General features: G+C 70.9%; 30 protein-coding genes and 1 pseudogene. 14 read left to right on the top strand and 17 right to left on the bottom strand.

Features of this window, described 5'->3' with window-relative positions:
* Positions 1-6: 6 nt before the first annotated feature.
* Positions 7-534 carry a helix-turn-helix domain-containing protein gene (locus DY218_RS17605; protein WP_128557009.1) on the bottom strand — a complete coding sequence of 176 codons (528 nt, stop codon included), beginning with the start codon at positions 532-534 and terminating at the stop codon, positions 7-9.
* A 246-nt stretch (positions 535-780) separates the two neighbouring features.
* On the opposite strand from DY218_RS17605, the gene DY218_RS17600 reads away from it, so the two are divergent.
* Positions 781-1479: a Clp protease N-terminal domain-containing protein gene (locus tag DY218_RS17600; protein ID WP_233521662.1), complete on the top strand. Its 699-nt coding sequence runs from the start codon at positions 781-783 to the stop codon at positions 1477-1479.
* A gap of 106 nt (positions 1480-1585) precedes the next feature.
* A complete protein-coding gene (locus DY218_RS17595) occupies positions 1586-2119 on the top strand; it encodes an SMI1/KNR4 family protein (RefSeq protein ID WP_128557008.1) in 534 nt (177 codons plus the stop codon).
* 33 nt (positions 2120-2152) lie between these two features.
* Here the strand turns inward: DY218_RS17595 and DY218_RS17590 are convergent, their stop codons facing one another.
* Positions 2153-2524: a VOC family protein gene (locus DY218_RS17590; RefSeq protein WP_128557007.1), complete on the bottom strand. Its 372-nt coding sequence runs from the start codon at positions 2522-2524 to the stop codon at positions 2153-2155.
* Positions 2525-2648: 124 nt separating this feature from the next.
* On the opposite strand from DY218_RS17590, the gene DY218_RS17585 reads away from it, so the two are divergent.
* Both DY218_RS17585 and DY218_RS17580 read left to right on the top strand, forming a co-directional pair.
* A complete protein-coding gene (locus DY218_RS17585; RefSeq protein ID WP_128557020.1) occupies positions 2649-3140 on the top strand; it encodes an NUDIX domain-containing protein in 492 nt (163 codons plus the stop codon).
* Positions 3141-3493: 353 nt separating this feature from the next.
* A complete protein-coding gene (locus DY218_RS17580) occupies positions 3494-4564 on the top strand; it encodes a protein phosphatase 2C domain-containing protein (RefSeq protein ID WP_128557006.1) in 1071 nt (356 codons plus the stop codon).
* Between the two features lie 24 nt (positions 4565-4588).
* Here the strand turns inward: DY218_RS17580 and DY218_RS17575 are convergent, their stop codons facing one another.
* Positions 4589-5452, bottom strand: a complete 864-nt coding sequence (locus tag DY218_RS17575) for a class I SAM-dependent methyltransferase (protein ID WP_128557005.1) — start codon at positions 5450-5452, stop codon at positions 4589-4591.
* A gap of 101 nt (positions 5453-5553) precedes the next feature.
* On the opposite strand from DY218_RS17575, the gene DY218_RS17570 reads away from it, so the two are divergent.
* The 3 genes and pseudogenes from DY218_RS17570 (at position 5554) to DY218_RS17565 (ending at position 9218) form a co-directional block, all read left to right on the top strand.
* Entirely contained in the window at positions 5554-6183 is a 630-nt protein-coding gene (locus DY218_RS17570; RefSeq protein WP_128557004.1) for a TetR/AcrR family transcriptional regulator, read from the top strand.
* Positions 6180-6581 (top strand): annotated as a pseudogene (locus tag DY218_RS35210) (DUF6069 family protein); the annotation flags it as partial. The gene DY218_RS17570 and the pseudogene DY218_RS35210, both read left to right, overlap by 4 nt.
* Before the next feature lie 237 nt (positions 6582-6818).
* The gene (locus tag DY218_RS17565) at positions 6819-9218 is read left to right on the top strand and encodes an ATP-binding cassette domain-containing protein (RefSeq protein WP_128557019.1); all 2400 of its coding nucleotides are present in this window, start codon (positions 6819-6821) and stop codon (positions 9216-9218) included.
* Positions 9219-9223: 5 nt separating this feature from the next.
* Here DY218_RS17565 and DY218_RS17560 read toward each other — a convergent pair whose 3' ends face one another.
* Positions 9224-9670 (bottom strand): nuclear transport factor 2 family protein, encoded by a 447-nt coding sequence (locus tag DY218_RS17560; protein ID WP_128557003.1) that lies wholly within the window; start codon positions 9668-9670, stop codon positions 9224-9226.
* A 166-nt stretch (positions 9671-9836) separates the two neighbouring features.
* Here DY218_RS17560 and DY218_RS17555 point away from each other — a divergent pair, with 166 nt between their 5' ends.
* Positions 9837-10451 (top strand): PadR family transcriptional regulator, encoded by a 615-nt coding sequence (locus DY218_RS17555; RefSeq protein WP_128557002.1) that lies wholly within the window; start codon positions 9837-9839, stop codon positions 10449-10451.
* The gene (locus tag DY218_RS17550; RefSeq protein WP_128557001.1) at positions 10438-11223 is read left to right on the top strand and encodes an SGNH/GDSL hydrolase family protein; all 786 of its coding nucleotides are present in this window, start codon (positions 10438-10440) and stop codon (positions 11221-11223) included. Before DY218_RS17555 ends, DY218_RS17550 begins: the two co-directional genes overlap by 14 nt.
* 116 nt (positions 11224-11339) lie before the next feature.
* Here DY218_RS17550 and DY218_RS17545 read toward each other — a convergent pair whose 3' ends face one another.
* Complete coding sequence (locus tag DY218_RS17545) at positions 11340-11870, bottom strand: GNAT family N-acetyltransferase (RefSeq protein WP_233521661.1); 531 nt, start codon at positions 11868-11870, stop codon at positions 11340-11342.
* Between the two features lie 49 nt (positions 11871-11919).
* Between DY218_RS17545 and DY218_RS17540 the strand changes: the two genes are divergently transcribed.
* Complete coding sequence (locus DY218_RS17540) at positions 11920-12549, top strand: TetR/AcrR family transcriptional regulator (protein ID WP_128557000.1); 630 nt, start codon at positions 11920-11922, stop codon at positions 12547-12549.
* A gap of 100 nt (positions 12550-12649) precedes the next feature.
* Here DY218_RS17540 and DY218_RS17535 read toward each other — a convergent pair whose 3' ends face one another.
* The 4 genes from DY218_RS17535 to DY218_RS17520 form a co-directional block, all read right to left on the bottom strand.
* Positions 12650-13132: a GreA/GreB family elongation factor gene (locus DY218_RS17535; RefSeq protein ID WP_128556999.1), complete on the bottom strand. Its 483-nt coding sequence runs from the start codon at positions 13130-13132 to the stop codon at positions 12650-12652.
* The gene (locus DY218_RS35205; RefSeq protein WP_128556998.1) at positions 13122-13334 is read right to left on the bottom strand and encodes a hypothetical protein; all 213 of its coding nucleotides are present in this window, start codon (positions 13332-13334) and stop codon (positions 13122-13124) included. The genes DY218_RS17535 and DY218_RS35205 overlap by 11 nt, the downstream gene beginning before the upstream one ends.
* A 245-nt stretch (positions 13335-13579) precedes the next feature.
* On the bottom strand, positions 13580-14146 hold the full coding sequence (locus DY218_RS17525) for a YdeI/OmpD-associated family protein (RefSeq protein WP_128556997.1): 567 nt from the start codon (positions 14144-14146) through the stop codon (positions 13580-13582).
* Between the two features lie 53 nt (positions 14147-14199).
* Complete coding sequence (locus DY218_RS17520; RefSeq protein WP_128556996.1) at positions 14200-15003, bottom strand: TetR/AcrR family transcriptional regulator; 804 nt, start codon at positions 15001-15003, stop codon at positions 14200-14202.
* A 252-nt stretch (positions 15004-15255) separates the two neighbouring features.
* Here DY218_RS17520 and DY218_RS17515 point away from each other — a divergent pair, with 252 nt between their 5' ends.
* Both DY218_RS17515 and DY218_RS17510 read left to right on the top strand, forming a co-directional pair.
* Entirely contained in the window at positions 15256-16230 is a 975-nt protein-coding gene (locus DY218_RS17515) for an ATP-binding cassette domain-containing protein (protein ID WP_128556995.1), read from the top strand.
* Entirely contained in the window at positions 16220-16966 is a 747-nt protein-coding gene (locus DY218_RS17510) for an ABC transporter permease (RefSeq protein WP_128556994.1), read from the top strand. Before DY218_RS17515 ends, DY218_RS17510 begins: the two co-directional genes overlap by 11 nt.
* A 56-nt stretch (positions 16967-17022) precedes the next feature.
* Here DY218_RS17510 and DY218_RS17505 read toward each other — a convergent pair whose 3' ends face one another.
* Positions 17023-17943, bottom strand: a complete 921-nt coding sequence (locus tag DY218_RS17505; RefSeq protein WP_128556993.1) for a GntR family transcriptional regulator — start codon at positions 17941-17943, stop codon at positions 17023-17025.
* A gap of 284 nt (positions 17944-18227) precedes the next feature.
* A complete protein-coding gene (locus DY218_RS17500) occupies positions 18228-18935 on the bottom strand; it encodes an HAD family hydrolase (RefSeq protein WP_233521660.1) in 708 nt (235 codons plus the stop codon).
* A gap of 283 nt (positions 18936-19218) precedes the next feature.
* On the opposite strand from DY218_RS17500, the gene DY218_RS17495 reads away from it, so the two are divergent.
* On the top strand, positions 19219-19407 hold the full coding sequence (locus DY218_RS17495; protein ID WP_128556991.1) for a hypothetical protein: 189 nt from the start codon (positions 19219-19221) through the stop codon (positions 19405-19407).
* Between the two features lie 46 nt (positions 19408-19453).
* Here DY218_RS17495 and DY218_RS17490 read toward each other — a convergent pair whose 3' ends face one another.
* The 3 genes from DY218_RS17490 to DY218_RS17480 all read right to left on the bottom strand — a co-directional run bounded on the left by DY218_RS17490 (position 19454) and on the right by DY218_RS17480 (position 22475).
* Positions 19454-20710 carry a GNAT family N-acetyltransferase gene (locus DY218_RS17490; protein WP_128556990.1) on the bottom strand — a complete coding sequence of 419 codons (1257 nt, stop codon included), beginning with the start codon at positions 20708-20710 and terminating at the stop codon, positions 19454-19456.
* 73 nt (positions 20711-20783) lie between these two features.
* Positions 20784-21794, bottom strand: a complete 1011-nt coding sequence (locus DY218_RS17485; RefSeq protein WP_128556989.1) for an asparaginase — start codon at positions 21792-21794, stop codon at positions 20784-20786.
* Positions 21795-21863: 69 nt separating this feature from the next.
* Positions 21864-22475, bottom strand: a complete 612-nt coding sequence (locus DY218_RS17480; RefSeq protein WP_128556988.1) for an RsiG family protein — start codon at positions 22473-22475, stop codon at positions 21864-21866.
* Between the two features lie 177 nt (positions 22476-22652).
* Between DY218_RS17480 and dtd the strand changes: the two genes are divergently transcribed.
* On the top strand, positions 22653-23078 hold the full coding sequence (dtd, locus tag DY218_RS17475; protein ID WP_128556987.1) for a D-aminoacyl-tRNA deacylase: 426 nt from the start codon (positions 22653-22655) through the stop codon (positions 23076-23078).
* 75 nt (positions 23079-23153) lie between these two features.
* Here dtd and ygfZ read toward each other — a convergent pair whose 3' ends face one another.
* The 3 genes from ygfZ to DY218_RS17460 all read right to left on the bottom strand — a co-directional run bounded on the left by ygfZ (position 23154) and on the right by DY218_RS17460 (position 25270).
* Positions 23154-24140, bottom strand: coding sequence for a CAF17-like 4Fe-4S cluster assembly/insertion protein YgfZ (ygfZ, locus tag DY218_RS17470; RefSeq protein WP_128556986.1), 987 nt, complete (start codon positions 24138-24140; stop codon positions 23154-23156).
* Between the two features lie 86 nt (positions 24141-24226).
* Positions 24227-24646 carry a Fur family transcriptional regulator gene (locus DY218_RS17465; protein WP_128556985.1) on the bottom strand — a complete coding sequence of 140 codons (420 nt, stop codon included), beginning with the start codon at positions 24644-24646 and terminating at the stop codon, positions 24227-24229.
* A gap of 51 nt (positions 24647-24697) precedes the next feature.
* On the bottom strand, positions 24698-25270 hold the full coding sequence (locus DY218_RS17460; protein ID WP_128556984.1) for an FABP family protein: 573 nt from the start codon (positions 25268-25270) through the stop codon (positions 24698-24700).
* Between the last annotated feature and the right edge of the window lie 83 nt (positions 25271-25353).

Here is a 25353-nt window from a genome sequence, read left to right as displayed (position 1 = left end):
TCCTGGTCAGTTCGAGGGTTCGGCATCGCTGCCGTCGGCCGTGCGGGGGCCGCTTCCGGAACGGCCGGCGTCGTCGCCGGCGGTCGGCCCGGTGGTGTCGGTGGTGTCGTTGATGCCAGCCGTGTAGGCGGTGTCGGTGATGCCAGCCGTGTCGGCGGTGTCCTTGCGGCGGGCCCCTTGGTCGGGACCGAAGCCGTTCTCCTTGCGGAACGACTCGTACACCTGCAGCAGCACCTGCTTCTGCTGCTCGTTGATCGTCGGATCGGCGACGATCGCGGCACGGGTCTCCACCTCGTCACGCTCACGCTCGTCGAGGATCCCGGCCTGCACGTACAGCGTCTCCGCGGAGATCCGCAGCGCCTTCGCCAGCTGCTGCAGGATCTCGGCACTCGGCTTGCGCAGGCCGCGCTCGATCTGGCTCAGATACGGGTTGGACACCCCGGCGGCATCGGCGAGCTGCCGCAGCGACAGCTGCGCATTGCGCCGCTGCTCGCGCAGATACTCACCGAGATTGCCGACGTTGAGCGATGCCATGGCCCCGATGGTGCCGCACCCTCGCTAACTATTGCAAGCAGACGCTTGCAATAGTGCTACACGCCACTCACGACGACCGTGGTGGACGTGCGCCCGGGGTGAGCGGATCGGAGCCCCGGAGCTCTCCAGCCCTCCAGTCCTGCAGCCCTCCAACCCTCCAGCCCTCCCGAAGAGCACGCACTCCGGCACATCCAATTGAGGCAAGTACGTCTTGACAATTCAAAACTGTCAAGACGTACTTGCCTCATGACTCTTCCAGACCTGGACGATCTCATCGCGGAAGTCGACCGGAGATGCGACACCGCACACCGCCCCGGCGGACAGGAACAGCCCGACTGGCTCGCCCTGCTCACGGTCGCCGCCGAACTCGCAGGCGAACTACAAGCCATGGCAGACGACCTGGTCGAGGACTACGTCGAGCACTGCCGGATGCACGGCAACTCATGGACGGACATCGGCGCGTCCCTGGGGGTGACCCGGCAAGCGGTCCAGCAACGCTTCCACGCCCCGCACAAGCGCTACAGCCCCGAGAAGATGACCGACGACCTCCGCCAGGCGATGGTCCACGTCAAGCAGGCGGCGGTGCACCACCGCAACAACTACATCGGCACCGAGCACCTGCTCTGGGGGCTGACCGCGGAGGACAACAGCGCCACTCGGCTCCTGGGAACCGCCGGCGTCTCACCGGAAACGGTCCACCAGTCCGTCGGAACCCGGCTGAGCATGGGGGCTTCCCAGGCGGCCGAACGGATCGCCTGGACCCCCTACTCCCGCAAGGCCGTCGACATCGCGGAGGCACGGTCCGAGCAGCACGGATCCGACCGCATCGACTGCGAGGACCTGCTGATCGGTCTTGCCCGGGTCGGCCGCGGAGTGGCAGCAGCCGTCCTGACCGACGCCGGCTTCGACCCGGCAACGCTCGACCCCGCGCCTGCCGAAACCTGAGTTCCCGGCACCGCAGGTCGGCACCGCAGGTCAGCACCGGAGGTCGGCACCGCATGATGCCCGGACGTATCCGAGACAGGACGACCTGCCTCGCTAACCTGCTCGCATGGCAGCGGATGAGGACCTCCATTTCCCGGCGGCACTGGCGGCTGCCATGGCGGTCCGACTCGACCGCATCGGCGCTGACGGAGTCGACTTCGAACCCTTCGAATCATTCCTGACCGCTGACGAGACGACCGACTGGTTCCGGGCCTGGACCGGCAATGGCGCGCTGAACGGCGACGACTTCCGCGTGTTCGGCCAGGACGGCACCGGCGGATACGCCACAGTCTGGCTGATCCGCCCAGGTCGGCCACTGGTCGAGCAGCCCATCGTCTTCCTCGGCTCCGAAGGCGAGACCGGCGTCGTCGCCCGGAATCTCGCCGCCTTCCTGTGGCTGCTGGCCGACGGCTTCGGGCCATGGGAGGCCGCGACCGCACACGATCCCGAACCCGGCTGGGTCCCCCGCCGCGATCATGAACTGGCAGCTGTCGCCGAGCAGTTCGCACCAGACCGGCGCGCACCGGCAGTGACCATCATCGAGCAGGCCACACAGGAGTTCCCCGGCTTCGACGACGCCATGATGGAACTCTGCCGCTGAATCGACCCCGGGAGCACGACGAGGACGACCCTGTCAACGTCGGCAGATACAGAAGGGATGACCAGCCGGATCGGTGAGGACCCGCGCCCTGGCGGCCTCATGCGGCTGGTGATCCGGCTTGCCCGCGCCCAACTCCAGCAGCCGGGCCTCTGCCTCGTCCAGATCCTCCACGTCGAAGCAGAGGTGCAGTTGCTGGGGAACGCTCTGTCCGGGCCAGCACGGAGCCCGGTAGCCGTCGACCCGCTGAAAGCCGATGAAGAGTCCGTCCTCGCAGGTGAGAGCGGCGAAATCGGCGTTCGACTTCGGATGGGGCGCAAGGCCGGTGGCCTGCTGATAGAACGCCGCCAGAGCCGACGGGTCGAAGCAGTCGAGCGTTATCGCGCCCAACTTCATCTGCAGAGACATCGCACCTCCGGGCCGACGAGTGGAGTTCCGGAACGAAGATCCTAGAGGTCCCACGAATCGGCGGGAGGTGGCGTTGTCAGAGGGCTCTGGCAGGGTGCGGAGTGTGGGTGCGGAGGCGGAGGAGATGGTGGAGCGTGTCGATGGGCGAGATCGGGTGGTGGGGGTGGTCAGCCGCCGGCAGGCCGTACGGGAGGGGTGGCTGCACAGGGTTGCCGTGACGGTGTGTCGTGATGAGCGTGGGCGGTACGTCGTTCACCGGCGGGCGGAGCGGCTGTCGCGCTTCCCCGGGCTCCATGAGGTTGTGGTCGGTGGCGCCGTGGGGGTCGGCGAGTCCTATGAACGGGCCGCCGCACGGGAGTTGGCCGAGGAGTTGGGCATCCGGGTGCTGCCGCGTCTGCTGTTCACGTACCTCAATCGCAGCGGTCTGAGCCCGCACTGGCTCGGCGTGCACGAAGCCGTCGTACCGGACAAGGTGACCGCCGATCCCGATGAGGTCGCCTGGCACGGCCGGCTCACCGAGCCGGAGTTGCGGTCGGCGCTGCTCGAGTGGCGCTTCACCCCGGACAGCCACGAAACCTTCGACCGGTACCTCACGTTCCGCACGACGCGGTCCTGACGGCGAAGCGGTCGTACGACACACGAAGTTCGCTCGAGGCCGGGCAACTCGTGGCGGCGAGCGTGGCGTTGGCCCGGCGTCCGGATCATGGCTTCTGCGACCGGTGACCTGTACGGGCAGCGGGACGTGATCATCTGCTGCGAAGGCGGGCGTCATGTCCGCCGGGGTGTGGTGCTGCGGCAGATGGGACCGAGCCGGGGTCGGGGCGGCGCTTCAGCAAGGGATCGTGGACGGGCCGACCTGGGTGATCTCGTCGGCCTGATCGGCCCGTTCGAGCTCGTTGACCTTCACCTTGGGGGAGGCCGCAGCATCGGAGGGGCCGGGCGGAGCGTCCGGTATGAGGAGGAGTGGGCATGGAGTTGCTGACCATCGGGAGGTTCGCGGCGGCGTCCCGGCTCTCGCCGAAGGCGCTGCGGCTGTACGACGAGCTCGGGCTGCTGACCCCCGCCCGCGTCGACCCCGTGACCGGATATCGCCTGTACGCACCGGAACAGCTGGAACAGGCCCGGCTCGTCGCCTGGCTCCGGCGCCTCGGCATGCCCCTGTCGCGTATCCGGCACGTCTGCGCGCTGGAGGCGGGCCCGGCAGCTCGGGAGATCCGTGCGTTCTGGGCGCAGGTCGAGGCCGACACCGCCGCCCGGCGGGATCTGGCCGGCTTCCTCATCGACCATCTGTCACGGAAGGACCCGACCATGTCCTCGAACGCACAGCCCCTGGCCATCCGTTACGCCGCCCTGTCCGACCAGGGCCTGGTGCGCGAGAGCAACCAGGACACCGCGTACGCCGGCGCCCGACTGCTCGCCGTCGCCGACGGCTTCGGCAGCGCAGGCGCCCCCGCGAGCGCGGCGGCGGTCGATGCGCTGAAGCAGCTGGACGCCGACGGCATCCCTGCGGGCAACCTGCTCAACGTCCTGGAGGAGGCAGTCGAACAGGCCAAGCAGGCCGTGCAGGGCATCGCCGCCGCCTCCGCGCCCGATGACGCGGGTACGACGCTCACCGCGATGCTCTGGACCGGTTCGCAGTTGGCACTCGTCCACATCGGAGACACCAGCGTCCATCTCCTGCGCGACGGAGAGCTGTTCCAGATCACGCACGATCACACCAGAGTGCAGGCGATGGTGGACGCAGGCCGCCTCACCCCGGAGGAAGCCGCTTCACACCCCCAGCGGTCGCTCCTGATACGGGCGTTGGGCCCCGGAGCGGATGCCACGCCCGACATGCGCCTGTACGACGCCCGGCCGGGAGACCGCCACCTGCTCTGCTCGGACGGCCTGTCGACGGTCGTCCCGGCCGACGAGATCCGGCAGGTACTCACCGACACCGACGACCCCCGCCAGGCTGTACGCGAACTGATCACCCTGGCCAACGGTTCCGGCGGCCCCGACAACATCAGCTGCGTCGTCGCCGACGTGACGGAGCCGTAGACAGCCCGGTGGCGCCGTGCCCCTTCAGGCGGTCGCAAGCACCAGATCCTCGCCGCTCGAAGGGCGCAGGCCGTCCGGCCGGTCGGCGAAGTAGCGGTCGGCGAGCGAGGCGCCCGACACGTGCCGCACGTCCGCGAAGCCTGCTTCGCGGGTCGCAGCGAGCATCTCGTCCGGCGCGTAGAAGCTGATGAACGGCGTGCCCGATGCCTGCGCGCCCTCCTTGCTCCTGCGCAGGCCGGGGCGGTCGGCGGCGTCGATGAGTTCGGGCGGCAGCAGGAAGGTCAGCGCGAGCAGCGAGCCGGGCGCGAGTCCGGCGACCTGGCGGAGCGTCGCCGCGGTGGCCTCCTTGGTGAGGTACATGGTGACGCCGGTCGAGACGACGACCGCCGGCCGGCCCGGGTCGAAGCCGGATTCCGTCAACTTCTGCAGCCAGTCCTCGTGCGCCTCGAAGTCGACCGGCACCAGGTGCAGTCCGTCCGGGATGCCGAGGCCGAGCTCGGCGAGGCGACGGCGCTTCCAGGCCTGCGGGCCCGGCTGGTCGATCTCGAAGATCTGCAGGCGGCAGGCGACCTCGGGCCGCCGCTGGGCGAAGGTGTCGAGGCCTGCGCCCAGGATGACGTACTGCGTGATGCCGCGGCCGGCCTGCTCGGCGATCAGATCCTCGATGAAACGGGCGCGGGCCACGATGGACGCCCGGAAGCCGCGGGTGGTGTCCGGGTCCATGTCCGGCCGTCGCAGCCAGTCGTCCCCGGGGTCCGCGATCCTGAGCCCGATCTCGTCCTCGAGTACGTGCGGCGGCGGGTCGAGCCGGAGGTGGGCGGCGCGCCACAGGGCGGTCCGTACCGCGGTGTTGTCGGGCTGCTCCGCTGCCGTCGGGTGCGTGGCCATGTCGGTTCTCCTTCCCGGTGGACTCAGCGTCGCATGGAGGGCTGGAGTGAGCACTCACTCCAGCCGTGACGGAGTGAGTACTCACTCCGTACTGTCGAGCCATGACAACATCACCCACCCCCCGCCGCCGAGCCCCCGGCATGAGCCCCGAGCAGCGGCGCGAGATGATCATCAAGGCCGCGATCCCGCTGATCGGCGAGTACGGAGCGGCCGTCACCACCAGCAAGATCGCGGCCGCCGCGGGGATCGGCGAGGCCACGGTCTTCCGGGTGTTCGCGGACAAGGATGAGCTGCTCGCGGCCTGCGTCGCCGAGGCCGTACGACCGGATCACGCGGTCCGTGAGCTGGGCTCGATCTCGCTCGAACAGCCTCTGGCCGGCCGCCTGTCGGAGGCCGCGGAAGCCCTGCAGGCCCACCTCGCCCGCATCGGCATGGTGGTCGGTTCGCTGCACGCGTCCGGTCACCGCAGACGCGAGGGGCGATCCGGCGAACAGCCCAGGGGGGCGGGCCGCGACGAGTCCCTGGCCACCCTCCGCGCCTCGGTGGCGGAGCTCCTCGCGCCCGACAACGGCTCGCTGCGTCTGCCCGCCGAGCAGATCGCCGCGCTCTTCCTGGGGCTGCTGTTCACTCAGCCCCGCAAGGACGACGAGCCCCAGCTCACCGCGGCGGAACTGGTGGACGTCTTCCTCCACGGCGCCCTGACCACCCCGCCCCCGGCGGAGTCCGCATGACGGCCGCGACGCAAGACCTCGCGCCCACCCGGCGCCGGCGCAGGACCGCATCGGTGCTCGGTGCCGCGGGCGCCGCCCTGGCCGTCTGGCTTGTCGCCGACCCGCTCCTCGGGCAGGACCTGCGTATCACCGAGGGCGACGGATCTTCCCGACAGACCCTGGAGATAGGCCTGTTACCGGTGGCCATGGTGTCCCTGTCCATCGGCGCGGCGGGATGGGCGGTCCTCGCGGTCCTCGAGCGGTTCACCCGGCGATCCCGTCAGGTGTGGGTCGCCGCGGCTCTGCTCGTGCTGGCCGTCTCGTTCCTCCCGCTCACCGGCGCGGGTATGTCCGGCGGCACCCGTACCGCCCTGGCTCTGATGCATCTCGCGGTGCCCGCCGTACTCGTACCGGGGCTGCTCGGCCGCCGCACCCCGGCCCGACGGACCCGTACGCTCCCCCTCCGCCCCTCCACCCCCCTCCCCAAGGATCAGGATTCGAGAAGCGCGCGCTGCCCGGGCCCGCATACCGTGTGGGGCACGGGCCGCACGACGCAGCCGCGCCGCGATCCATGCGCCGCGGGGCCCGGCGATGCGTCCGCGAGCGCGGTCCGCACGATCACGCGGACCGCACGATCACAGGGAGAGACAACGCGCATGGCCAAGAGGACGGACACCCAGTCGCCCGCGACGCACGCCGCCGACCGCCACGACCTGATCCGCGTGCACGGGGCGCGCGAGAACAACCTGAAGGACGTGAGCATCGAGCTCCCGAAGCGCCGGCTCACGGTGTTCACGGGCGTCTCCGGCTCGGGCAAGAGCTCGCTGGTGTTCGACACGGTCGCCGCCGAGTCGCAGCGGTTGATCAATGAGACGTACAGCAGCTTCGTGCAGGGCTTCATGCCGAATGTCGGGCGCCCCGAGGTGGACGTACTCGACGGCCTGACCACCGCGATCGTCGTCGACCAGCAGCCGATGGGCGCCGACCCGCGCTCCACCGTCGGCACCGCCACCGACACCAACGCGATGCTGCGCGTCCTCTACAGCCGGCTCGGCAAGCCGCACATCGGCGGTCCGGCCGCCTTCGCCTTCAATGTCCCGTCGGTGAAGGCGGCCGGCGCGATCACCGTCGAGAAGGGCAACAAGAAGGCGGTCAAGGCGACCTTCTCGCGCACCGGCGGCATGTGTCCGCGCTGCGAGGGCCGCGGCTCGGTCTCCGACATCGACCTCTCCCAGCTCTACGACGACTCCAAGTCGCTGTCCGAGGGCGCTTTCACCATCCCGGGCTGGAAGTCGGACAGTTTCTGGACCGTGCGGGTCTATGCCGAGTCGGGCTTCGTGGACCCGGACAAGCCGATCCGCAAGTACACCAAGCAGGAGATGCAGGACTTCCTGTACCACGAGGCGGTCAAGGTCAAGGTGGACGGCGTCAATCTGACGTACGAAGGCCTGATCCCGAAGGTGCAGAAGTCGTTCTTCTCCAAGGACCGTGATGCTCTGCAGCCGCACATCCGGGCGTTCGTGGACCGGGCGGCGACCTTCACCGACTGTCCCGAGTGCGAGGGCACCCGGCTCGCCGAGGGCGCCAGGTCCTCGAAGATCAAGCGGAAGAGCATCGCGGACCTGTGCCGGATGGAGATCCGGGACCTGGCGGAGTGGGTGCGCGGACTCGACGAGCCCTCGGTGGCGCCGCTGCTCACGGCGCTGCGGCACAGCCTCGACTCGTTCGTGGAGATCGGGCTCGGCTATCTCTCCCTCGACCGGCCGACCGGCACGCTCTCCGGCGGTGAGGCGCAGCGCGTCAAGCTGATCCAGCACCTGGGCTCCTCGCTCACGGATGTCACGTACGTCTTCGACGAGCCGACGATCGGTCTGCACCCGCACGACATCCAGCGGATGAACAGCCTGCTGCTCCGCCTGCGGGACAAGGGCAACACGGTCCTGGTGGTCGAGCACAAGCCGGAGACGATCGCGATCGCCGACCACGTGGTGGATCTCGGACCCGGCGCCGGTACGGCGGGCGGGACGGTCTGCTACGAGGGCACGCTCGAGGGGATGCGGAAGGCGGACACGGTCACCGGCCGGCATCTCGACGACCGGGCCACGCTCAAGGACACCGTGCGCAAGGCGGAGGGGAAGCTGCCGATCCGCGGGGCGAAGACCCACAACCTGCGGAACGTGAACGTGGACATCCCGCTCGGCGTGCTGTGCGTGGTCACCGGAGTCGCGGGTTCCGGCAAGAGCTCGCTCGTGCACGGCTCCCTCGTGAACGACCCGGCGGCGGCCGAGGCGGGTGTGGTGTCGATCGACCAGAGCACGATCCGCGGGTCGCGGCGCAGCAATCCGGCCACGTACACGGGGTTGCTGGAGCCGATTCGCAAGGCGTTCGCCAAGGTCAACGGCGTGAAGCCGGCGCTGTTCAGTGCCAACTCCGAGGGGGCGTGCCCCAATTGCAACGGCGCCGGGGTCACGTTCACCGACCTCGGGTTCATGCAGAGCGTGTCCAGTCCCTGTGAGGAGTGCGAGGGGAAGCGGTTCCAGGCCTCGGTCCTCGAGTACCACCTCGGCGGGCGGGACATCAGTGAGGTACTCACGATGTCGGTGGACGAGGCGGAGGAGTTCTTCGCCACCGGCGAGGCGCGCATCCCCGCCGCGCACCGGATCCTGCAGCGCCTCTCCGACGTCGGACTCGGCTATCTGACGCTCGGGCAGCCGCTCACCACGCTCTCCGGCGGCGAGCGCCAGCGTCTGAAGCTGGCCACGCACATGGGCGAGAAGGGCGGCGTGTACATCCTGGACGAGCCGACGACCGGTCTGCATCTCGCCGATGTCGAGCAGCTGCTCGGGCTCCTGGACCGGCTCGTCGACTCCGGGAAGTCGGTGATCGTGGTGGAGCACCACCAGGCCGTGATGGCCCACGCCGACTGGATCATCGACCTCGGGCCCGGTGCGGGGCACGACGGCGGCAAGATCGTCTTCGAGGGCACACCGGCGGAGCTCGTCGAGGCGGGCTCGACGCTGACGGGTGAGCATCTCGCCGAGTACGTGAAGGGCTGAGCGCCCTACGCGGTGCCGGGCTCCGGTGCCAGGCCGTCCGCGATCAGCCCCGTGAGGACGGCCTGGCCCAGCGCCTGTACGGCGGACTGCGGGCGGACCATCACCGTGAACTCCTTGATCAGGCCCGCCTCGTCGAACTGGAGCAGATCCATGCCGTGGATCTCCTTCCCGTCCACCCTGGCCCGGAAGATCAGGATCTCCGACTCCGCCCGGCTGCCGTCGCGGCCGGTCTCCGCGGCGCCCTCGAACTCCCCTACGTAGCGGAAGTCCTCGAAGGTGCGCAGCAGCACGCCGAAGAGGCCGAGTACCGCGGGGCGGCCGTCGAACGGCGTGAACTTCACCGGACTGTAGAGCCGGACGTCCTCGGTGAACAGCTCGTCCAGCGCGCCGAGTTCACGCTTCTCGACGGCGGTGCGGAAACGTGCGGCCGTCGTCCTTGCGCTGTCGTCCATGGTCTCCCGCTCTCCGGTCAGGCACTCCGAGCACGGCTCGTACTCGTCCTCGCCCTTGCCCTCACACTCGTACTCAATAAATTGACTAGTCAGATTCTTGAGTACGATGATGCACCCGACGGCCCGAAAGTGGAAGGGCCCGCCACCGACACCGAGGAGCCCGCCGATGGCCCTGCGACATGCGGTACTGGCCGCGCTCGTCGACGGCGAGTACAGCGGATACCAGCTGGCCAAGGCCTTCGACATCGGCGTCGCGAACTTCTGGCACGCCCTGCCCCAGCAGCTGTACGCCGAGCTGGCCAAGCTGGAGCGCGAGGGCCTGATCGCCGGCCGCCAGGTCGTCCAGGAGACCCGGCCCAACAAGCGCCTCTTCCACGTCACCGACGCCGGCTTCGCCGAGCTCGAGGCGTTCGCCACGGCGACGTCGAAGCCCTCGTTCATCCGCGACGATCTGCTCGTCAAGATCCACGCCGCCGATCGCATCGACAGCGGCACGCTCATCGAGCAACTGACGGACCGGGCGTCCGCCGCCGAGGCGAAGACCGCTCTGCTCGACTCCCTGCTGGTGAAGATGCGCGGCGCCCTCGACGAGGACGAGTTCCTGCGCTCCGGGACGCGCATCGGCCCGTATCTGACCTGTCTGCGCGGCCTCGCCTTCGAGCGGGAGCACCGCGACTGGTGTCTGCGCACCGCCGCGGTGCTGCGCGAGCGGGGGGCGGCCCGTACCGAGCAGCGGTCGGTCCGCACCGAGGAAGGGGGCACGGCCCGTGCCGAGAGCTGAGTACCACCGTTTCGTCGCCCTGGGCGACAGCCAGACCGAGGGCGTCGGCGACGGGGACGACGGCACCGGCCTGCGCGGCTGGGCCGACCGGCTCGCCGAGCACGTCGCCGCCGCAAGTCCCGGCCTGCAGTACGCGAATCTGGCCGTACGGGGACGGCTCGCCGCCCAGGTCCGCGCCGAGCAGCTCGCGCCGGCCCTGGCCCTGCGGCCCGATCTCGCGACCGTGGTCGCGGGGGTGAACGACCTGCTGCGGCCCCGCTTCGACGCGGCCGAGGTGGCCGGGCATCTGGAGGAGATGTTCGCCGCGCTGACCGCGGCAGGGGCACAGGTGGTGACCCTGACGACTCCCGATGTGGCACGGATCGCGCCGCTGGCCCGGCCCGTACGGTCCCGGGTGTTCGAGCTCAACGACCGGATACGGGCCGCGGCCGCCCGCCACGGGGTCGTGGTCGCCGAGACCGCCCTGCACCCCGTGGCCACGGATCGGAGGCTGTGGAGCTCGGACCGTCTGCACGCGGGGCCACTGGGCCACGAGCGGATCGCCGCCGCTGCGGCTCACGCCCTCGGCCTCCCCGGCAGCGACGACTCCTGGACCCGACCGCTGCCGCCGCTGCCGGCACCCGCGGCACGCCAGGTCGCGGCGGCGGAGCTGCGATGGGCCGCCACGTTCCTCGGGCCTTGGCTGGGGCGGCGGATACGAGGCCGCTCCTCCGGCGACACACGCGTCGCGAAACGCCCGGAGCTGCTGCCGATGAGCTGCGGTACGCGCTAGTCCACAGCTGGTATTCGATGATTCACAGCCGGCACTCGCTGCTTCACAACTGGTACTCGGTGATTCACAGCCGGCACTCGCTGGTTCACAGCGATTCACAGCCGGCACTCGCTGGTTCACAGCGTCAACGTCCATGTCTGGCCCGTGAGGTGGGTGCCGAAGCTGTCGTGTGGGTGCTCGGCGGTGAGGGTGAAGCCGTGCGCCTCGTAGATGCGGCGGGCGGAGGTCAGGACGCTGTTCGTCCACAGGGTCACGCTCCGATGGCCGGCCGCTCGTGCGAAGTCGAGGCACTCGGTCACCAGGCGGTCCCCCAGGCCGAGGCCGCGGGCCTCAGGGGTGACGAGCAGGATGCGCAGCTTGGCGACGCCGGGCTCGTCGCCGGACACCAGGAACACGCAGCCCGCGCGCCGGCCGTCGACCTCGGCGATCCAGCCCGCCTCGGCGGCCGGGTCGTGTGCGTCCGCGTAGTCGGCGACGATGCGCGCGACGAGTGCCTCGAAGTCGGTGTTCCAGCCGAACTGCCGGTCGTAGACCTCCCCGTGGGCCATCACCACCCAGCCCAGATCGCCCGCGCGATCGGCGCGGCGCAGGCTGATCCGCGGGTTGTTCGACGACGCGGTCGTGTGGGTGCGTACATGCTGTGACACTGTGCGGCCCTCGCTGACACGACTGTTTCAGTAGCTTTAGGCTAGCCCCATGCCCGAGGAACCGACAACCCCGACCGACCCGGCGTCCAGCACTGCCCCCGCCCCGTCGGCCCGCCACACCGAGCTCCTCGAGGCCGCCTACGGGTACGCGCTCGAGCACGGCCTCGCCGATCTGTCCCTGCGGCCGCTGGCCACCGCGATCGGGTCCAGTCCGCGGGTTCTGATGTTCCTGTTCGGGAACAAGGACGGCCTGGTACGGGCCCTGCTCGCCCGGGCCCGCCGGGACGAACTGGCCTTCCTCGACCGTCTCGGCGAGCACCCGGGTCCCGGCGAGGACGACCACCGGCTCGCCGACACCGTCGAGCACGTGTGGTCCTGGCTCGCCGCCGCGGAGCACCGGCCGCTGCTGCGTCTGTGGGCCGAGGCATACGCTCGCTCCCTGGTCGAACCGGACGGCGCCTGGGCGGGGTTCGCCCGCGCCACGGTCGACGACTGGCTCGCCGTGCTCGCCTCCCACCAGCCTGCGCGGGAGCGGGACGGTGCGGCGGGCGCCGCGGACCGGACGGTGGCGCTCGCGGTGCTGCGGGGTGCGTTGCTCGATCTGCTCGCCACGGATGACCAGGTCCGTACGACGGACGCGGTTCGGCGGCAGGCGGCGCTGCTACGGGGCGGGCTGTGAGCCCGCCCCGGGGTCCGGGGCGAGGCCGCCGGGCCTGGAACCGGCACGGCCTGAACGGGCCTTGTCCTCAGACGCCGGACGGGCTGATATCGGGCCCGGCTCACCCCCCGACGGCCACGACGGTGACCGTCGAACGGCCCGCCGGGCTCCGGTAGTTGACCGTGTCGCCGGTATGACCGCCGATCAGAGCCCGGCCCAACGGGCTGTCCGCAGTGACCAGATCGGGGGTCCCCGCCTCCGCCACCTCCGCGACCTGAAGCGTTTCCTCCGCCCCGTCCTCGAACCGGACCGTGACCGTGCTGCCCACCCCCACCTCCTCGGTGGGCGGCGGCCCTTGGGCGGCGCCCTCGCTCAGCCGACGGATGAGTTCGCCGATGCGATTGTCCAGGCGGTCCAGCTCGTCCGCCCGCTGCACCTCGTCCGCCGCGTCGCCCCGATCGCCGACCGCGTCGTCCGAGTCCTCCAGGGTCGCCGCGACCTTCGCGCGCTCCTCGCGAAGTCCGGCGACCTCCTGCTCGAGGCCTCGGCGGGCCGCCTCACTGATCGGTGCGGGGCCCTCCGCGGGCACGGATTCACCGCTCATACGGACCTCCCGAGTACGGGGACGAACCTCCCGAGCCCCAGGGATCCGCTTCGTCCGCCGCTGCGACCAGCCCCGCTTCCCGGCGGTCCTCCTCCGTACGCCTCTCGAGTTCGCGCTCGTCGGGGCGACGGGGCATGCCCCGTCCGTGACCCGTTTCCGGATCGCCTTCGACGGCCTGATTCGACTTGTGGTGATGCCCCATGGCTGCTCCCTGACGGACCTGCCGGCCACGGCAGGCGATCCTCGCTGGCCCTCGGAGCCGTCCGGGTACCCGGGGATCCCGAGGAACGGAGACCCTCCCACTCAAACGCGATGCCCGGGCCGCCGCAACAGGAGCACCGCCCCGTCCGAGAAATCGGAGAAATCGGAGGAGTCGGAGGGATCAGAGGAGTCAGGGGAGTCAGGGGAGTCAGGGGAGTCAGGGGAGTCAGCCCCGAGGATCGACCGTCAGGCGTTGCGGAGCAGTTCGAGGATCTTCGCCAGCCGGGCGCTGCGCGCATCGGGATTCAGGGCTTGCAGCAGCGGCAGCATCACGAGGTACCGACCCGTCCGGTCGAGGCGCTCGAACGCCTCCGCCGCCGCGGGGTCGCCCGCCAGCTCCGCCGCCAGATCGGGCGGCGTCGTCGCCTTGGCCTGGGACTCGTAGGCCGCGTCCCATCGGCCGTCCTCCTGCGCCCTGCGCACCTCGGCGAGCCCCGGCTCCCGCATCCGGCCCGCGGCCGTCAGCATCGCGACCTTGTCCACATTGACCTGCGACCAGAGGCTGCGGCGCCGGCGCGGCACGTACTTCTGCAGGTAGTACCGGTCGTCGAGCCCTCGCCGCTGGCCGGAGATCCAGCCGTAGCAGAGCCCGATGTCGACCAGCTCGTCCTCCGTGACCGACGGAATCCCGGACTTCTTCTTCGCCATCCGGATCCACAGGCCTTCCTGCCGCGTGTGGTTCCGGTCGATCCACTCCTCGAACGCCTCGGCATCCGAAAACCCGATGACCTCCACCCCGTCGATCTCATCCATCACCCCAGCCTATGGGGCACCGCCGCCCGAGCACCGACTGACCCCGCCAGAGCTCAACTCCCCGCTCCGGCCCGCCGGTCCACCAGTGCGGAGACGCCGTCGAGCACGCGCTCCAGGCCGAAGTGGAAGTCGAAGTCGGCCTCCTCTTCGGGTCCTTCGGTGTAGGCGAAGACATTGGTGGCGAGGAGGCGGGTCACCGCCGGGTGGCGCTCGGGGGTGGTGAGGTGGGTGAGCGTGCGGACGTAGCGGCTCATCACCTCGTCGGGCGTGCGGCCCTCGGCCGCGTACGCCGCGTCCAGGTCGGACATCAGCGTCGCCTCATGGCGGACGTAGCCGCTGAGCAGGGTGACCGTGCCCAGCTGCTCACCGGCGTCGAGCCCCGTGCCCTCCAGGGCCGCGAGCGCGTACTCCATCCATGCCACCGACTTCGGGCTGGCCGGTGGTCCGGAGAGCGGGATCCGCAGCATCCAGAGGTGGCTGTGGTACATCGCCCGCAGGCCCAGCGCCCAGCGGGTGAGGCCGGCCCGCCAGCCGCCGTCGGTGGGCGGAATGGACGGCGGATCGTCGGAGGCCGCGTCCTGCATGAGCAGGTAGAGCTCGTTCTTGGTGGCCACATAGCGGTACAGGGACATCGTGGAGGCGCCGAGTTCCTTGGCGACCCGGCCCATGGAGACCGCGGCGAGGCCTTCCGCCTCCGCGAGTGAGACCGCCGCGTCCACGATGCGGTCCTGTGTCAGCCCGGGTTTGGGGCCCTTGACCGGGCGTTCCCGCAGGCCCCAGGCCCGTTCGAGACTCACCGGCAGACCGCTCGCGGTCTCCTCGCCGCCACCGCCGGCCCCGGACTCCCTGCGCGCCACGCCCCACCGCCTCCTTCACATGTACGACCCGTCGACCAGCCTAGTGATGCGTACCCCATAAGCAGAAGCGGCCCGCATCCACGCCGATCCGCTTGACGCCCACCCCTTTCTGCGTAACCCTTAAACAGAAGCGCGTAAACCTTACGCAGTAAGTCGTGCGCAGTAGTCCGTACGCAATAGAGCCGTGCGCAGTAGCCCATACGCAGTAGAGCCATACGCAATAGAGCCATACGCAGTAGAGGGGAAGCCTCCATGCCCGAGCAACCCGCGATCGCGGCCACCGGTCTGCGCAAGACCTACGGCAGCGGCGCCCGCGCCGTGGAAGTCCTGCGCGGCGTGGACCTCACCGTGCCGCCCGGCACCGTGCACGCGCTGCTCGGACCGAACGGCGCCGGCAAGACCACGGCCGTACGCATCCTGGCCACCCTCACCACCGCGGACGCCGGCACCGCACAGGTCGCCGGCCACGACGTCCGCACCGAACGCACCGCCGTACGCCGGGCGATCAGCCTCACGGGCCAGTTCGCCGCCGTCGACGAGCGCCAGACCGGCGCCGAGAACCTGCGGATGATGGCCCGCCTCGCGCGCCACTCCCGTGCCTCGGCCCGCGACCGCGCCCACCACCTGCTCGAACGCTTCGAGCTCAGCCACGCCGCGGACCGCCTGGTCGCCACCTACTCCGGCGGTATGCGCCGCCGCCTCGACCTCGCGGCCTCCCTGGTCGGCGACCCGGACGTGATCTTCCTGGACGAGCCGACCACCGGACTCGACCCGCGCAGCCGCCGCGAACTCTGGTCGGTGGTCAGGGAGTTGGCCGTGCAGGGCACCACGGTGTTCCTCACCACCCAGTACCTGGAGGAGGCCGACCGGCTCGCCGACCGCATCGGCGTCCTGCACACCGGCCGGCTCGTCGCCGAAGGCACCGCACAGTCACTCAAGAGCACAGTCGCGGACCACCGCCTCGACCTCGTACTGCACGACCGCGCCGACTATCTGCGCCTCACCCCTCACGCCGTCCACCACGCACCGGACACCCTCACCCTCGGCATCCCGACCGACGGCACCGCCCGCCACGTCCGTGCCCTGCTGGACGAACTCGACCCGGACGGCACGGCGGTGGAGCGGTTCAGCCTGCACACCGCGACGCTCGACGACGTCTTCCTCGCCCTCACCGGCACCCCCACACCCCGCCCGGAGCCCAAGGAGGCGGCCGCCCATGTCCGCTGACGCCCTCACCCTCACCGGCCGCTCGATCCGCCTGAGCCGGCGCAACATCGACGCGCTCATCACCGCGATCGCCCTCCCGGTGATCCTCCTCCTCGTCTTCGTCTACTTCTTCGGCGGAGCCATCAACACCGGTACGGAGTACGTGACTTACGTCGTGCCGGGCGTGCTGCTGCTCTGCGCCGGCTTCGGATCGGCGAACACCGCGATGGCGGTCACCGAGGACCTCAAGGGCGGCATCATCGACCGCTTCCGCTCCATGGACATCGGCGGTACGGCGATCCTCACCGGGCACGTGCTCGCATCGACCGCCCGCAATCTGGCCGCCACCTCGCTGGTGTTCGCCCTCGCCTTCGCGATCGGCTTCCGCCCCGGCGCCTCGGCCGCCGGCTGGTTCGCCGCACTCGGCATCCTGATCGCGTACATCCTGGCGATCTCCTGGCTGGCGGCGGCGGTCGGCCTGATCGCCAAGTCGCCCGAGGCGGCAGGCGGGTTCAGCTTCTTCGTCAGCTTCCTGCCGTATCCGAGCCCCGCGTTCGTGCCGACCGACACGATGCCGTCCTGGCTGCAGGGGTTCGCCGAGCATCAGCCGGTCGCCCCCGTGATCACCTCGCTGCGCGGGCTGCTGCTCGGCGAATCGATCGGCCACACAGCCTGGGTGGCACTCGCCTGGTGCGCGGGCATCGCCACGGTCTCGATCCTGATCGCGGCCGCCCTCTTCAGTCGCCGCACCGACTGAGCCGCCGCGCCGACCGAGCCACTACACGCCCGCAGGCTCCCCGACGGCCGCCGCAATCAGCCCAATTGGACCGACTGCGGCGGCCGGTCCGCGTCCTCCTGCACGGACACATACCGCCACAGCGAGTCGAACCAGGCCTGCGTGCTGCGGACGAACACCGAACCCCCGGACTGGGGATCGTCGTCGATCACGTAGTGCGTCAGGGTGGAGCCCACGCCCAGCACGTCGAGGGCCTCGATCTGCTCCCCCGAATCGAGCCGGATCGGCCGCTCCACCACCTCGTACGGCCCCTGGAGCGCCTGCGTGCCGTTGAACAGGTACACCTTGAACGTCGGCGCCAGCTGGACCCGGCGCACCTCCATCCGCACGGTCGGCACGAAGCCCTGGGCCTGCAGATTCTCGAGCGCGTCGCGCAGCGTCACCAGGTACCGGCGGCTGATGGTGTGCAGTCGCTCCTGGAGGCGCAGGTCGTCCGCGTCGCCGAGGGGGCGGGGGTAGGGCAGGCGCAGGTCGTGCGCCGGAAGCAGCAGGCGTACGGCGATCCGCTCGGGGGCGGTGACGACGCCCGCCCGGATGTTCTCCGCCTGGATCCTGATGTGCGCGTCGAGCGATTCGGATGTCAACGTGAAGACGTCCAGGGTCACTTCGGGCTGCGCGAAGGCGTCCGCGACGAGCGAACCGAGCGTGACCCGTCCGGTGCCGCCCGGCTGCCGCGGTGCGCTGGGTGCGGGGATCCGGCGGCCGCCGACCACCCGCGAGCCGCTGCCCTGCCGGGACTCGATCAGGCCCTCGTCCGCCATGTCGCGCAGCACGCGCTGCACCGTGTCGCGGCTGACGCCGAACTCGTCGGCCAGCTCGCGCTGACCCGGAAGGCGTGCGCCCGAGCGGTACGTGCCGTCGGCGAGCCTGGCCCGCAGCGCGTCGGACACGCGCTGGAACTCCTTGCCGCCGCCGTCCCCGGCTCTTCCCTTGGACACACCGCGACCGTACCGCCGTACACGCGACGGCAAACCGGTTTCAGTCACATTGGTCGGCCGGAAACGAGTTGAGGGCAGGTGGTTAAGCGATCACCCATCGCGGGGACAACCAATTCACGTCAACCAGCCCAATTGGCAGAGCAGTTGGGTACTTGAAGGTGATTGGCAGAGGAGAGCACGATGTCGTACCGGACGCAGCCACCGCCGCCCCCGCGACCANGGAGAGCACGATGTCGTACCGGACGCAGCCACCGCCGCCCCCGCGACCACACCCGCAGCCGCCGTCACAGCCGCACCCGCAGCTCCCGCAGCACCTCGAGCACCGGCGCCGGCGAGCTCACCACGCACCCGGCACCGGCCTCCCGCAGCCGGCGCTCGTGCCGCTCGTCCCGGCCGTAGCCGAGGAAGGCGACACCGGCCGACCGGGCCGCAAGCAGGTCGTTCGGGGAGTCGCCGATCATCAGGGCGGTGCCGGCCCGCTGCCCGAGTGCGGCCAGCGCCCGGTGCACACAGTCCGGGTGCGGCTTGAGCAGCTGCGGGTCGCCCGCCCGGCCGTGCAGGCCGCCGACGAAGCACTCAAGCAGGTCCCGGCCCTCCAGGTGGCGGAAGACCGCCTCCGCGCAGTTGTTGCTGGCGACGGCGAGCCGCACCCCGGCGGCGTGCCACTCCCTGACCAGGCTCTCGGCGCCCGGAGTCGGCGCGGCCGACTTCGCGGCGAGCGCCTCCTCGTCGGAGAGCCGGCCCTCGAGCGACGCCACCAGGGCGCTGCCCGGAAAGGCGCGGCCGGCCGCGGCCAGGATCGCGTGCGGATCGCGCGCCAGGCGTTCCGCCGCGGTCAGGAATCCGGACTGTCCGCGATCGTCGAGCCAGTCCAGGAGACCGTCCGCGACGTCCTCGGCGGGGTGCCCCGCGAAGAGCCGGCAGAGCGGTCCGTCGAAGTCGAAGAGGACGCTCTGCGCACCGCCGACCAAGTTCCGGAGAACGTCTTCCACTGGGGCCGTCCATAGGTCCCGCTGCCCACTCCGGACCGCCCGGAGGAGCCGCGTATCGAGGCTACTGGTCTGCAACTTGTCTGCTAATGGCCTGCTACTGGCCTGCCGCCACCGCGTATTGAACCAGTTCCTCCGCGCCCCGACGCACGGTCCCCCGCCGCGGCCGGCCACAGCCACGCACGGCCACCCGACCGACGCACGCCCCGAACACCCGTACCGACGAACGGACTTCATCGAGCACGCACCCCGCTCCCCTCCCCCCCCCACCTGCAAGGAGACCGCCATGACCGTCATCGCCTTCCTCGCCGCCGTCCTGGTGATCGGGTTCGAAGAGCTCGTGCAGTGGCACTACGGCCCCATGGGCGTCGTGGGCCTGCTGCTGCTCAGCATCGGGGTCAAGACCCGCAGTGCGACCTGCAGTTCGATGGGTGCGATCGTCCTCACCCTGCTGGTGGCCCGCCCCACCCTCTGACCGTGGCGGCCCCGGCCGCCCGCACGCACCCCGTCAGAACAGACCGTCAGAACAGATCCGGACACCAGGCCCGCCTGGGCGCACGGAACAGGGCGTCGGCAACGGCGGCGGCGCCCGACCGCAGCTCCACCGCCTTCCCCAGATCGACGAGCCGCCCCACCGACTCGTCCCCCAGCCACAGCGTGCTCAACTCGCCGATGCCCAGGGAGAGTTCGGCCGGCTCCTCGGTCGGCACGCACTGCGCACCCGCCGGCTTCGCATCCAGCCGGAACCGCCCGCCGGCCAGCCCCTGCCGGTCCGCCACCTCAAGCACCAGCGTCCCCGCCACCGGATACGTACGCCCCTCCAGAGCCGCCGGCACGTCGAGGAGCCGCACCCACAGCCAGTCCGCGAGCGTCACGATCCGCGCGGCCCGCACATCGGGAAAGGCGTACGGCAGCAGATCGTCCGGCGCCCGCGGCCCGCTGCGGACCTTGGTGATCCAGTCGACCGAGCACAGATAGCGCCACAGGGCCCGCTCGGCCGCCGGACTCGTCGCGATCAGATCGCGCACCCGGGCCGTGCAGTGCGGCTGCGCGGTGTCGCCCCACCACTCGCCCTCCGCGGAGTACACGGCGAGGCCCTCCGCCTCCCCGTCCGCCGAGCGGTACACCGCGTAGTACGGCTCGGTCCAGCTGCCGGGCGCGCGGACGCCCTCCACCCCGGTGGCCACCCGCCAGCCGCGCTCGGACCGGTCCACGCAGCCGTGCTGCCGGCCGCGCAGCCGCTCGTGCAGCGCCGGGCCGATCCGGCGCACCTCGGCGCCGTCCACCAGGTCGATCCGGCCGCCGTCGCCCGGCCCCGACCAGCGCGGGTCGAGCCCGGTGCGCGGTACGTCGATCTCCCACTCCGCGGCCCAGGCGCCGGGCCCGAACCCGTACCGCCCGTAGATCGGGTACTCGGCGGCGATCAGCGTGGCCACGATCTCGCCGCGCTCCTTGGCGGCCGCGAGATCGGCGGCCATCATGCGGCCGAGCAGGCCGCGGCGCCGGTGCGTGGGCAGCACCGTGACGTTCGAGATCGCATCGGCCGCGACCGCGCGCCCGCCGACGGCGGTCAGCTGCTGCGGGAACGTACGGAAGGTGGCCACGCACCGCCCGTCGTCGAAGGCGCCGAGCGTGCGGTCGAGCAGCGTGTACGAGAGGCGGTCCGCGACATCCTCGTCGGTCGCCACCGGAGGGCGCAGAAACCCGGTGTGCAGGGTGCGCAGCCAGTCGGGGTAGTCGGCTTCGGTGAGCGTACGGACATCGACATCGACGGTCATACGGTCACGCTAGGCGCGGCCCACCCCGCCCGCACCGCAATTTCGCGGCGCCCGTGGAGGCGGCGGCGCGGCCTCAGAAGGCCGCCCGCACCTCGCCCACCTCGTGCCCGCCGCCGAGCAGCGGCGCCCGGCCGATCCGGTCGAGTACCGGCGAATCGACACCGAGCAGGGCGAGGGCGCGGGCCAGCACCGGGCCGAGCGTGCGCAGGCCGCCGTCGTCGACCTTGAACGCGAGCGCGCGCCCGTCCGGGAGCGCGACGGCCTGCACCGCCTCCGCGCCCATCTTGGACAGCGCGCCCGGGACCTCCCGCATCAGCCAGGTGTCCGGCCGCCGGGTGCCCGCCACGTACTCGGGGTGGGCGCGCATCGCATCGGCGACCCGGCGCTCGGCCGAGCCGGGCTCCGCGAGCACCAGCTGCCGGAAGGCCCGTGCGAGCCCGACCAGCGGGATCGCCATCAGCGGTGCACCGCAGCCGTCGACGCCCGTCGCCACCACCCGCTCGCCCGCGGTCTCCTCGACCGTCTCGTGCACCAGTCGCTGCAGCGGGTGCGCCGGGTCCAGGTAGTCACCGGTGGACCAGCCGGCCCGCAGGCAGGCGCCGAGCATCGCGGCGTGCTTGCCGGAGCAGTTCATGGTGATGCGGTCGCGGCCGCCCCCGGCGACGAGCCGCGCCTCGCTCTCCACCGGGTCGAGCGGCAGATCGGCCGGGCACTGCAGGGCAGATTCGTCGATCCCGTACTCGGCGAGCATCTTGCGTACGAGATCGAGCTGGAAGGCCTCGCCGGAGTGGCTGGCCGCGGCGAGCGCGAGCCGCTCGCCGGCCAGCTCGAGTCCGCTGCGCAGCACGGCCGCGGCCTGCAGCGGCTTGTTCGAGGAGCGCGGGAAGACCGGCGCCTGCACATCGCCGTACGCGGCCTGGACGCCGCCGTCCGCCGCGAGCAGCACCAGCGATCCCCGGTGCCGTCCCTCGACGAAACCGGACCGTACGACCTCGGCGAGCACCGGGGCCGGGTCCGGAGTCTCGGCGGGGCCGTGGGATATCGCGGGCGAGGCGTCGTTGCTGCCGGCGGCGGTGGACGTCATGGGGCGGGCCTTCCGTGGTGCGGCGACCGCGCCGCGCCACGGGGCCCGCGGTGGACCGCGGCAGGGGCGTCAGGCGAGCAGGTCGTCTACTTGTGCTTCGCCTTCACGGTACCTGCGGGCGATCTCCGCACTGCAATCGTCGGCCGTGCGCTGCAGCAGCTGCCGATTGCGCGAGACATGCTTCTCGTACGACGCGAGCCGGCCCATCGCGGCGTGCAGCTCGTCATCGGTGCGGGCCGCGAGGTCGGAGAGCTGGATCTCGGCGAGCATCTCGGCGGCGAGCAGCCGGTACTGCTCGCCGTGCGGCGTACCCAGGGTGACGTGCCGGGCGGAACTGCGGTGCCGGGACGGCCCGTCGGTGAGGATCTCGGGGAGCCGCTCCACCAGGTCCTCCTCGGGCAGCGGCGAGGCGGGGTCGCGGCGCCTGGCCAGCTCGGCCCGGAGGATGTCGACCCGGCCCTGGATCAGCCGGCGCACATAGCTCAGATCGGCCTCGTCCTGCTGCGAGGTGCGGCGCAGGGCGCGCAGTTCGGGCAGCCGGAGCAGCCCGAGATCGTGCTCGGGCACCTCGGGCAGCGGGCTGTCGGTCCGCTGCGCGGGCGGCCGCGCGGCGCCGGTGACCGCCCCCGTGACCACCGGTACGGAGCCCGGGGGTTGCCCGGTGCTGGGTGTGCTGCTCATCTGGAACCGTCCCCTCGGCCCGTGCGGCGCACGGCATACCTGCATCGTGCCACCCCATCTGCCCGGGATGTGGCGTAGTGCACACGATCTGCGCCCGAACAGGGCATGGCGTTAGGTGGCGGATTCCTCCGGGGCGCGGATCCCGGGGCCACGGCGGGGCACGGCATGATGGCTCCCATGCGAGCGGTGGTACAGCGAGTGGACGGCGCGAGTGTCGTCGTGGACGACGAGGTCGTGGGTGAGATCGCGGGTGAGGGTCTGTGCGTCCTGGTGGGCGTGACGCACGACGACAACAAGGAGAAGGCGGCTCAACTGGCTCGGAAACTGTGGACCCTTCGGGTCCTGTCCGGGGAGCGGTCCTGCTCCGATGCGGGGGCGCCGCTGCTGGTGGTGAGTCAGTTCACGCTGTACGGGGATGCGCGGAAGGGGCGTCGGCCCACGTGGAACGCGGCGGCGCCGGGCGGGCTCGCGGAGCCCTTGGTGGATGAGGTGGTGTCGCAGCTTCGGTCGCTCGGAGCGGTGGTGGCGGCTGGGCGCTTCGGGGCTCGGATGCGGGTCTCGCTCACGAACGACGGGCCGTTCACCGTGCTGGTGGAGGTGTGAGTCCCCAGGCCCGCCCCTTCCCGAAAGTCCTGCCGGACGGGCCTCCTCAATCGCCGGAGGGGCTCTGATAGAGCCTCAGGGCTCGACGACCGTCTCCTGCGCGGCGGCGGTCGTGCCCGCCAGGAGTTGTGCGTCCAGGGGGACGTTTCGCTTGATGACGGCGAGGGCGATGGGGCCCAGTTCGTGGTGGCGGGCGGACGTGGTGACCGTGCCGAGCTTGCGGCCCTCGGGGCCGTCCGCCGCCAGCCGGATCTCCGTGCCGTGCGCGGGCAGGTGGACCTCGCTGCCGTCCAGGTGGAGGAAGACCAGGCGCCGTGGGGGCTTGCCCAGGTTGTGCACCCGGGCGACCGTCTCCTGGCCCCGGTAGCAGCCCTTCTGCAGATGGACCGCGGTCCCGATCCAGCCCAGCTCGTGCGGAATCGTACGGTGGTCCGTCTCGAAGCCCAGCCGCGGCCGGTGTGCCTCCACGCGCAGCGCCTCATGGGCGAGGATGCCGGCCGCCGGGCCGTTCGCCGAGGCGAAGGACTCCAGGTCCTTCCGGGGCAGGAACACGTCACGGCCGTGCGCGGTCTCCCGTACGGCGACACCGTCCGGGACCGTCGTGATGGAACCGGCCGGCAGGTGCACCACGGCGAACTCGGCCGTACGGTCGGCGACTTCGACCCGGTAGAAGAACTTCATGGACTCCAGGTACGCGATCAGCGCCTCCTGGGTGCCGGGCTCGACATGCACCCAGACCGTCTCGCCGTCGTCGACGAGGTAGAGCGCGTGCTCGATGTGGCCGTTCGCCGAGAGCACCAGGGCCTCGGTGGCCTGCCCGGCCGGCAGCTCGCTGACGTGCTGGGTGAGCAGCAGGTGCAGCCAGCTCAGCCGGTCGTCACCGCTGACCGTGACGACCCCGCGGTGCGAGAGGTCGACGAATCCGGTGCCGTCGGCCAGGGCCCGCTGCTCGCGGAAGAGCTCGCCGTAGTGCGCGGCGACACCGTCGTCCGCGCCCTCGGCCGGCACGGCGCCCGGCAGGGTCAGCAATGGGCTGCTGCTGTGCTTCGACTGCTGCTGCATATCCACTCACAGTACGACCCGCGGACGGATCCCCTTATTCCCCTGAGTACTTCACGACTGAGTACTTCACGACCCGGATGACCGCTTCACGACCCCGAGCACTTCTCACAGCGCCCGAAGATCGCGAAGTGCTTCATGTCGGTGTCGAAGCCGAAGGTGTCGAGGAGCTTGGCCCGGAACTCGGCCGCCACCTCCACATCGGCCTCGATGACGCCCGTGCAGTCCCGGCAGACCAGGTGCAGATGGTGGTGCCGGTCGGCGAGGTGGTACGTGGGCGCGCCGTGCCCGAGGTGGGCGTGCGAGACCAGGCCGAGCTCCTCGAGGAGCTCCAGGGTCCGGTAGACGGTCGAGATGTTGATCCCTGATGCCGTCTTGCGGACCTCGCCGAGGATGTCGTCGGGGGTCGCGTGCTCGAGGGTGTCGACGGCCTCGAGCACGAGCTGCCGCTGCGGCGTCAGCCGGTAACCGCGCTGCCGCAGATCACTTTTCCAGTCGGTGCCCACCACGGGGCCAGTGTAAGCCGACCCCGCGCGCGTACCGCCCGCCGATCGGGCCGCCTACTTGAAGAAGGCGATACCGTCGTCGGGCAGATCACCCAGGTCCTTGGCCCAGGACTGCACGTCCTCGGGCGAGACGACCTTCTTGAGCTGCGCGGACATGTACGGCCGCAGCGGCACCTCGGGCGTCTGCTTCTCGCCGACCCACATCAGGTCGCCCTTCACGTACCCGTAGAGCCGCTTGCCACCGCTGTACGGGCCGGAGGCGGCGGTCCGTGCGACCGCGTCCGTGGCCAGGTCGATCTGCGGCTTCTGGTCCGCCAGCTCGCCGTACCAGACCTCGACCACGCCGTCGTCGCGGACCATGACGACCTCGACCTTGCGCTCGTCGTCGATGCGCCAGAAGCCGGACTCGGTCTCCAGCGGCTTGACCTTGTTGCCCTCGGAGTCGAGGACCCAGGTGCGGGAGCGGTACTCGAGGAAGTCGCGTCCGTCGTGGCTGAAGCTGACCTCCTGCCCGAAGTTGCACTTCTCGGCACCGGGGAAGTCCGATACGCCCGCGCCCGCCCAGTCGCCAAGCAGGAAGGCGAGCGGTACGAGGGCCGGATTGAGGTCGGACGGGATCTCGATCATCAGCGACTCAGTCGATCTGTACTAGGCGGTGGGGGTCGGAGCCGGCGCGCTCGGTCAGCGCTGGCCCTGGTACAGCTTCTTCA

The sequence above is a fragment of the Streptomyces triticagri genome (genome assembly GCF_003429565.1).
Classification (GTDB): domain Bacteria; phylum Actinomycetota; class Actinomycetes; order Streptomycetales; family Streptomycetaceae; genus Streptomyces; species Streptomyces triticagri.
This window is presented reverse-complemented; position numbering and strand designations above follow the sequence as displayed.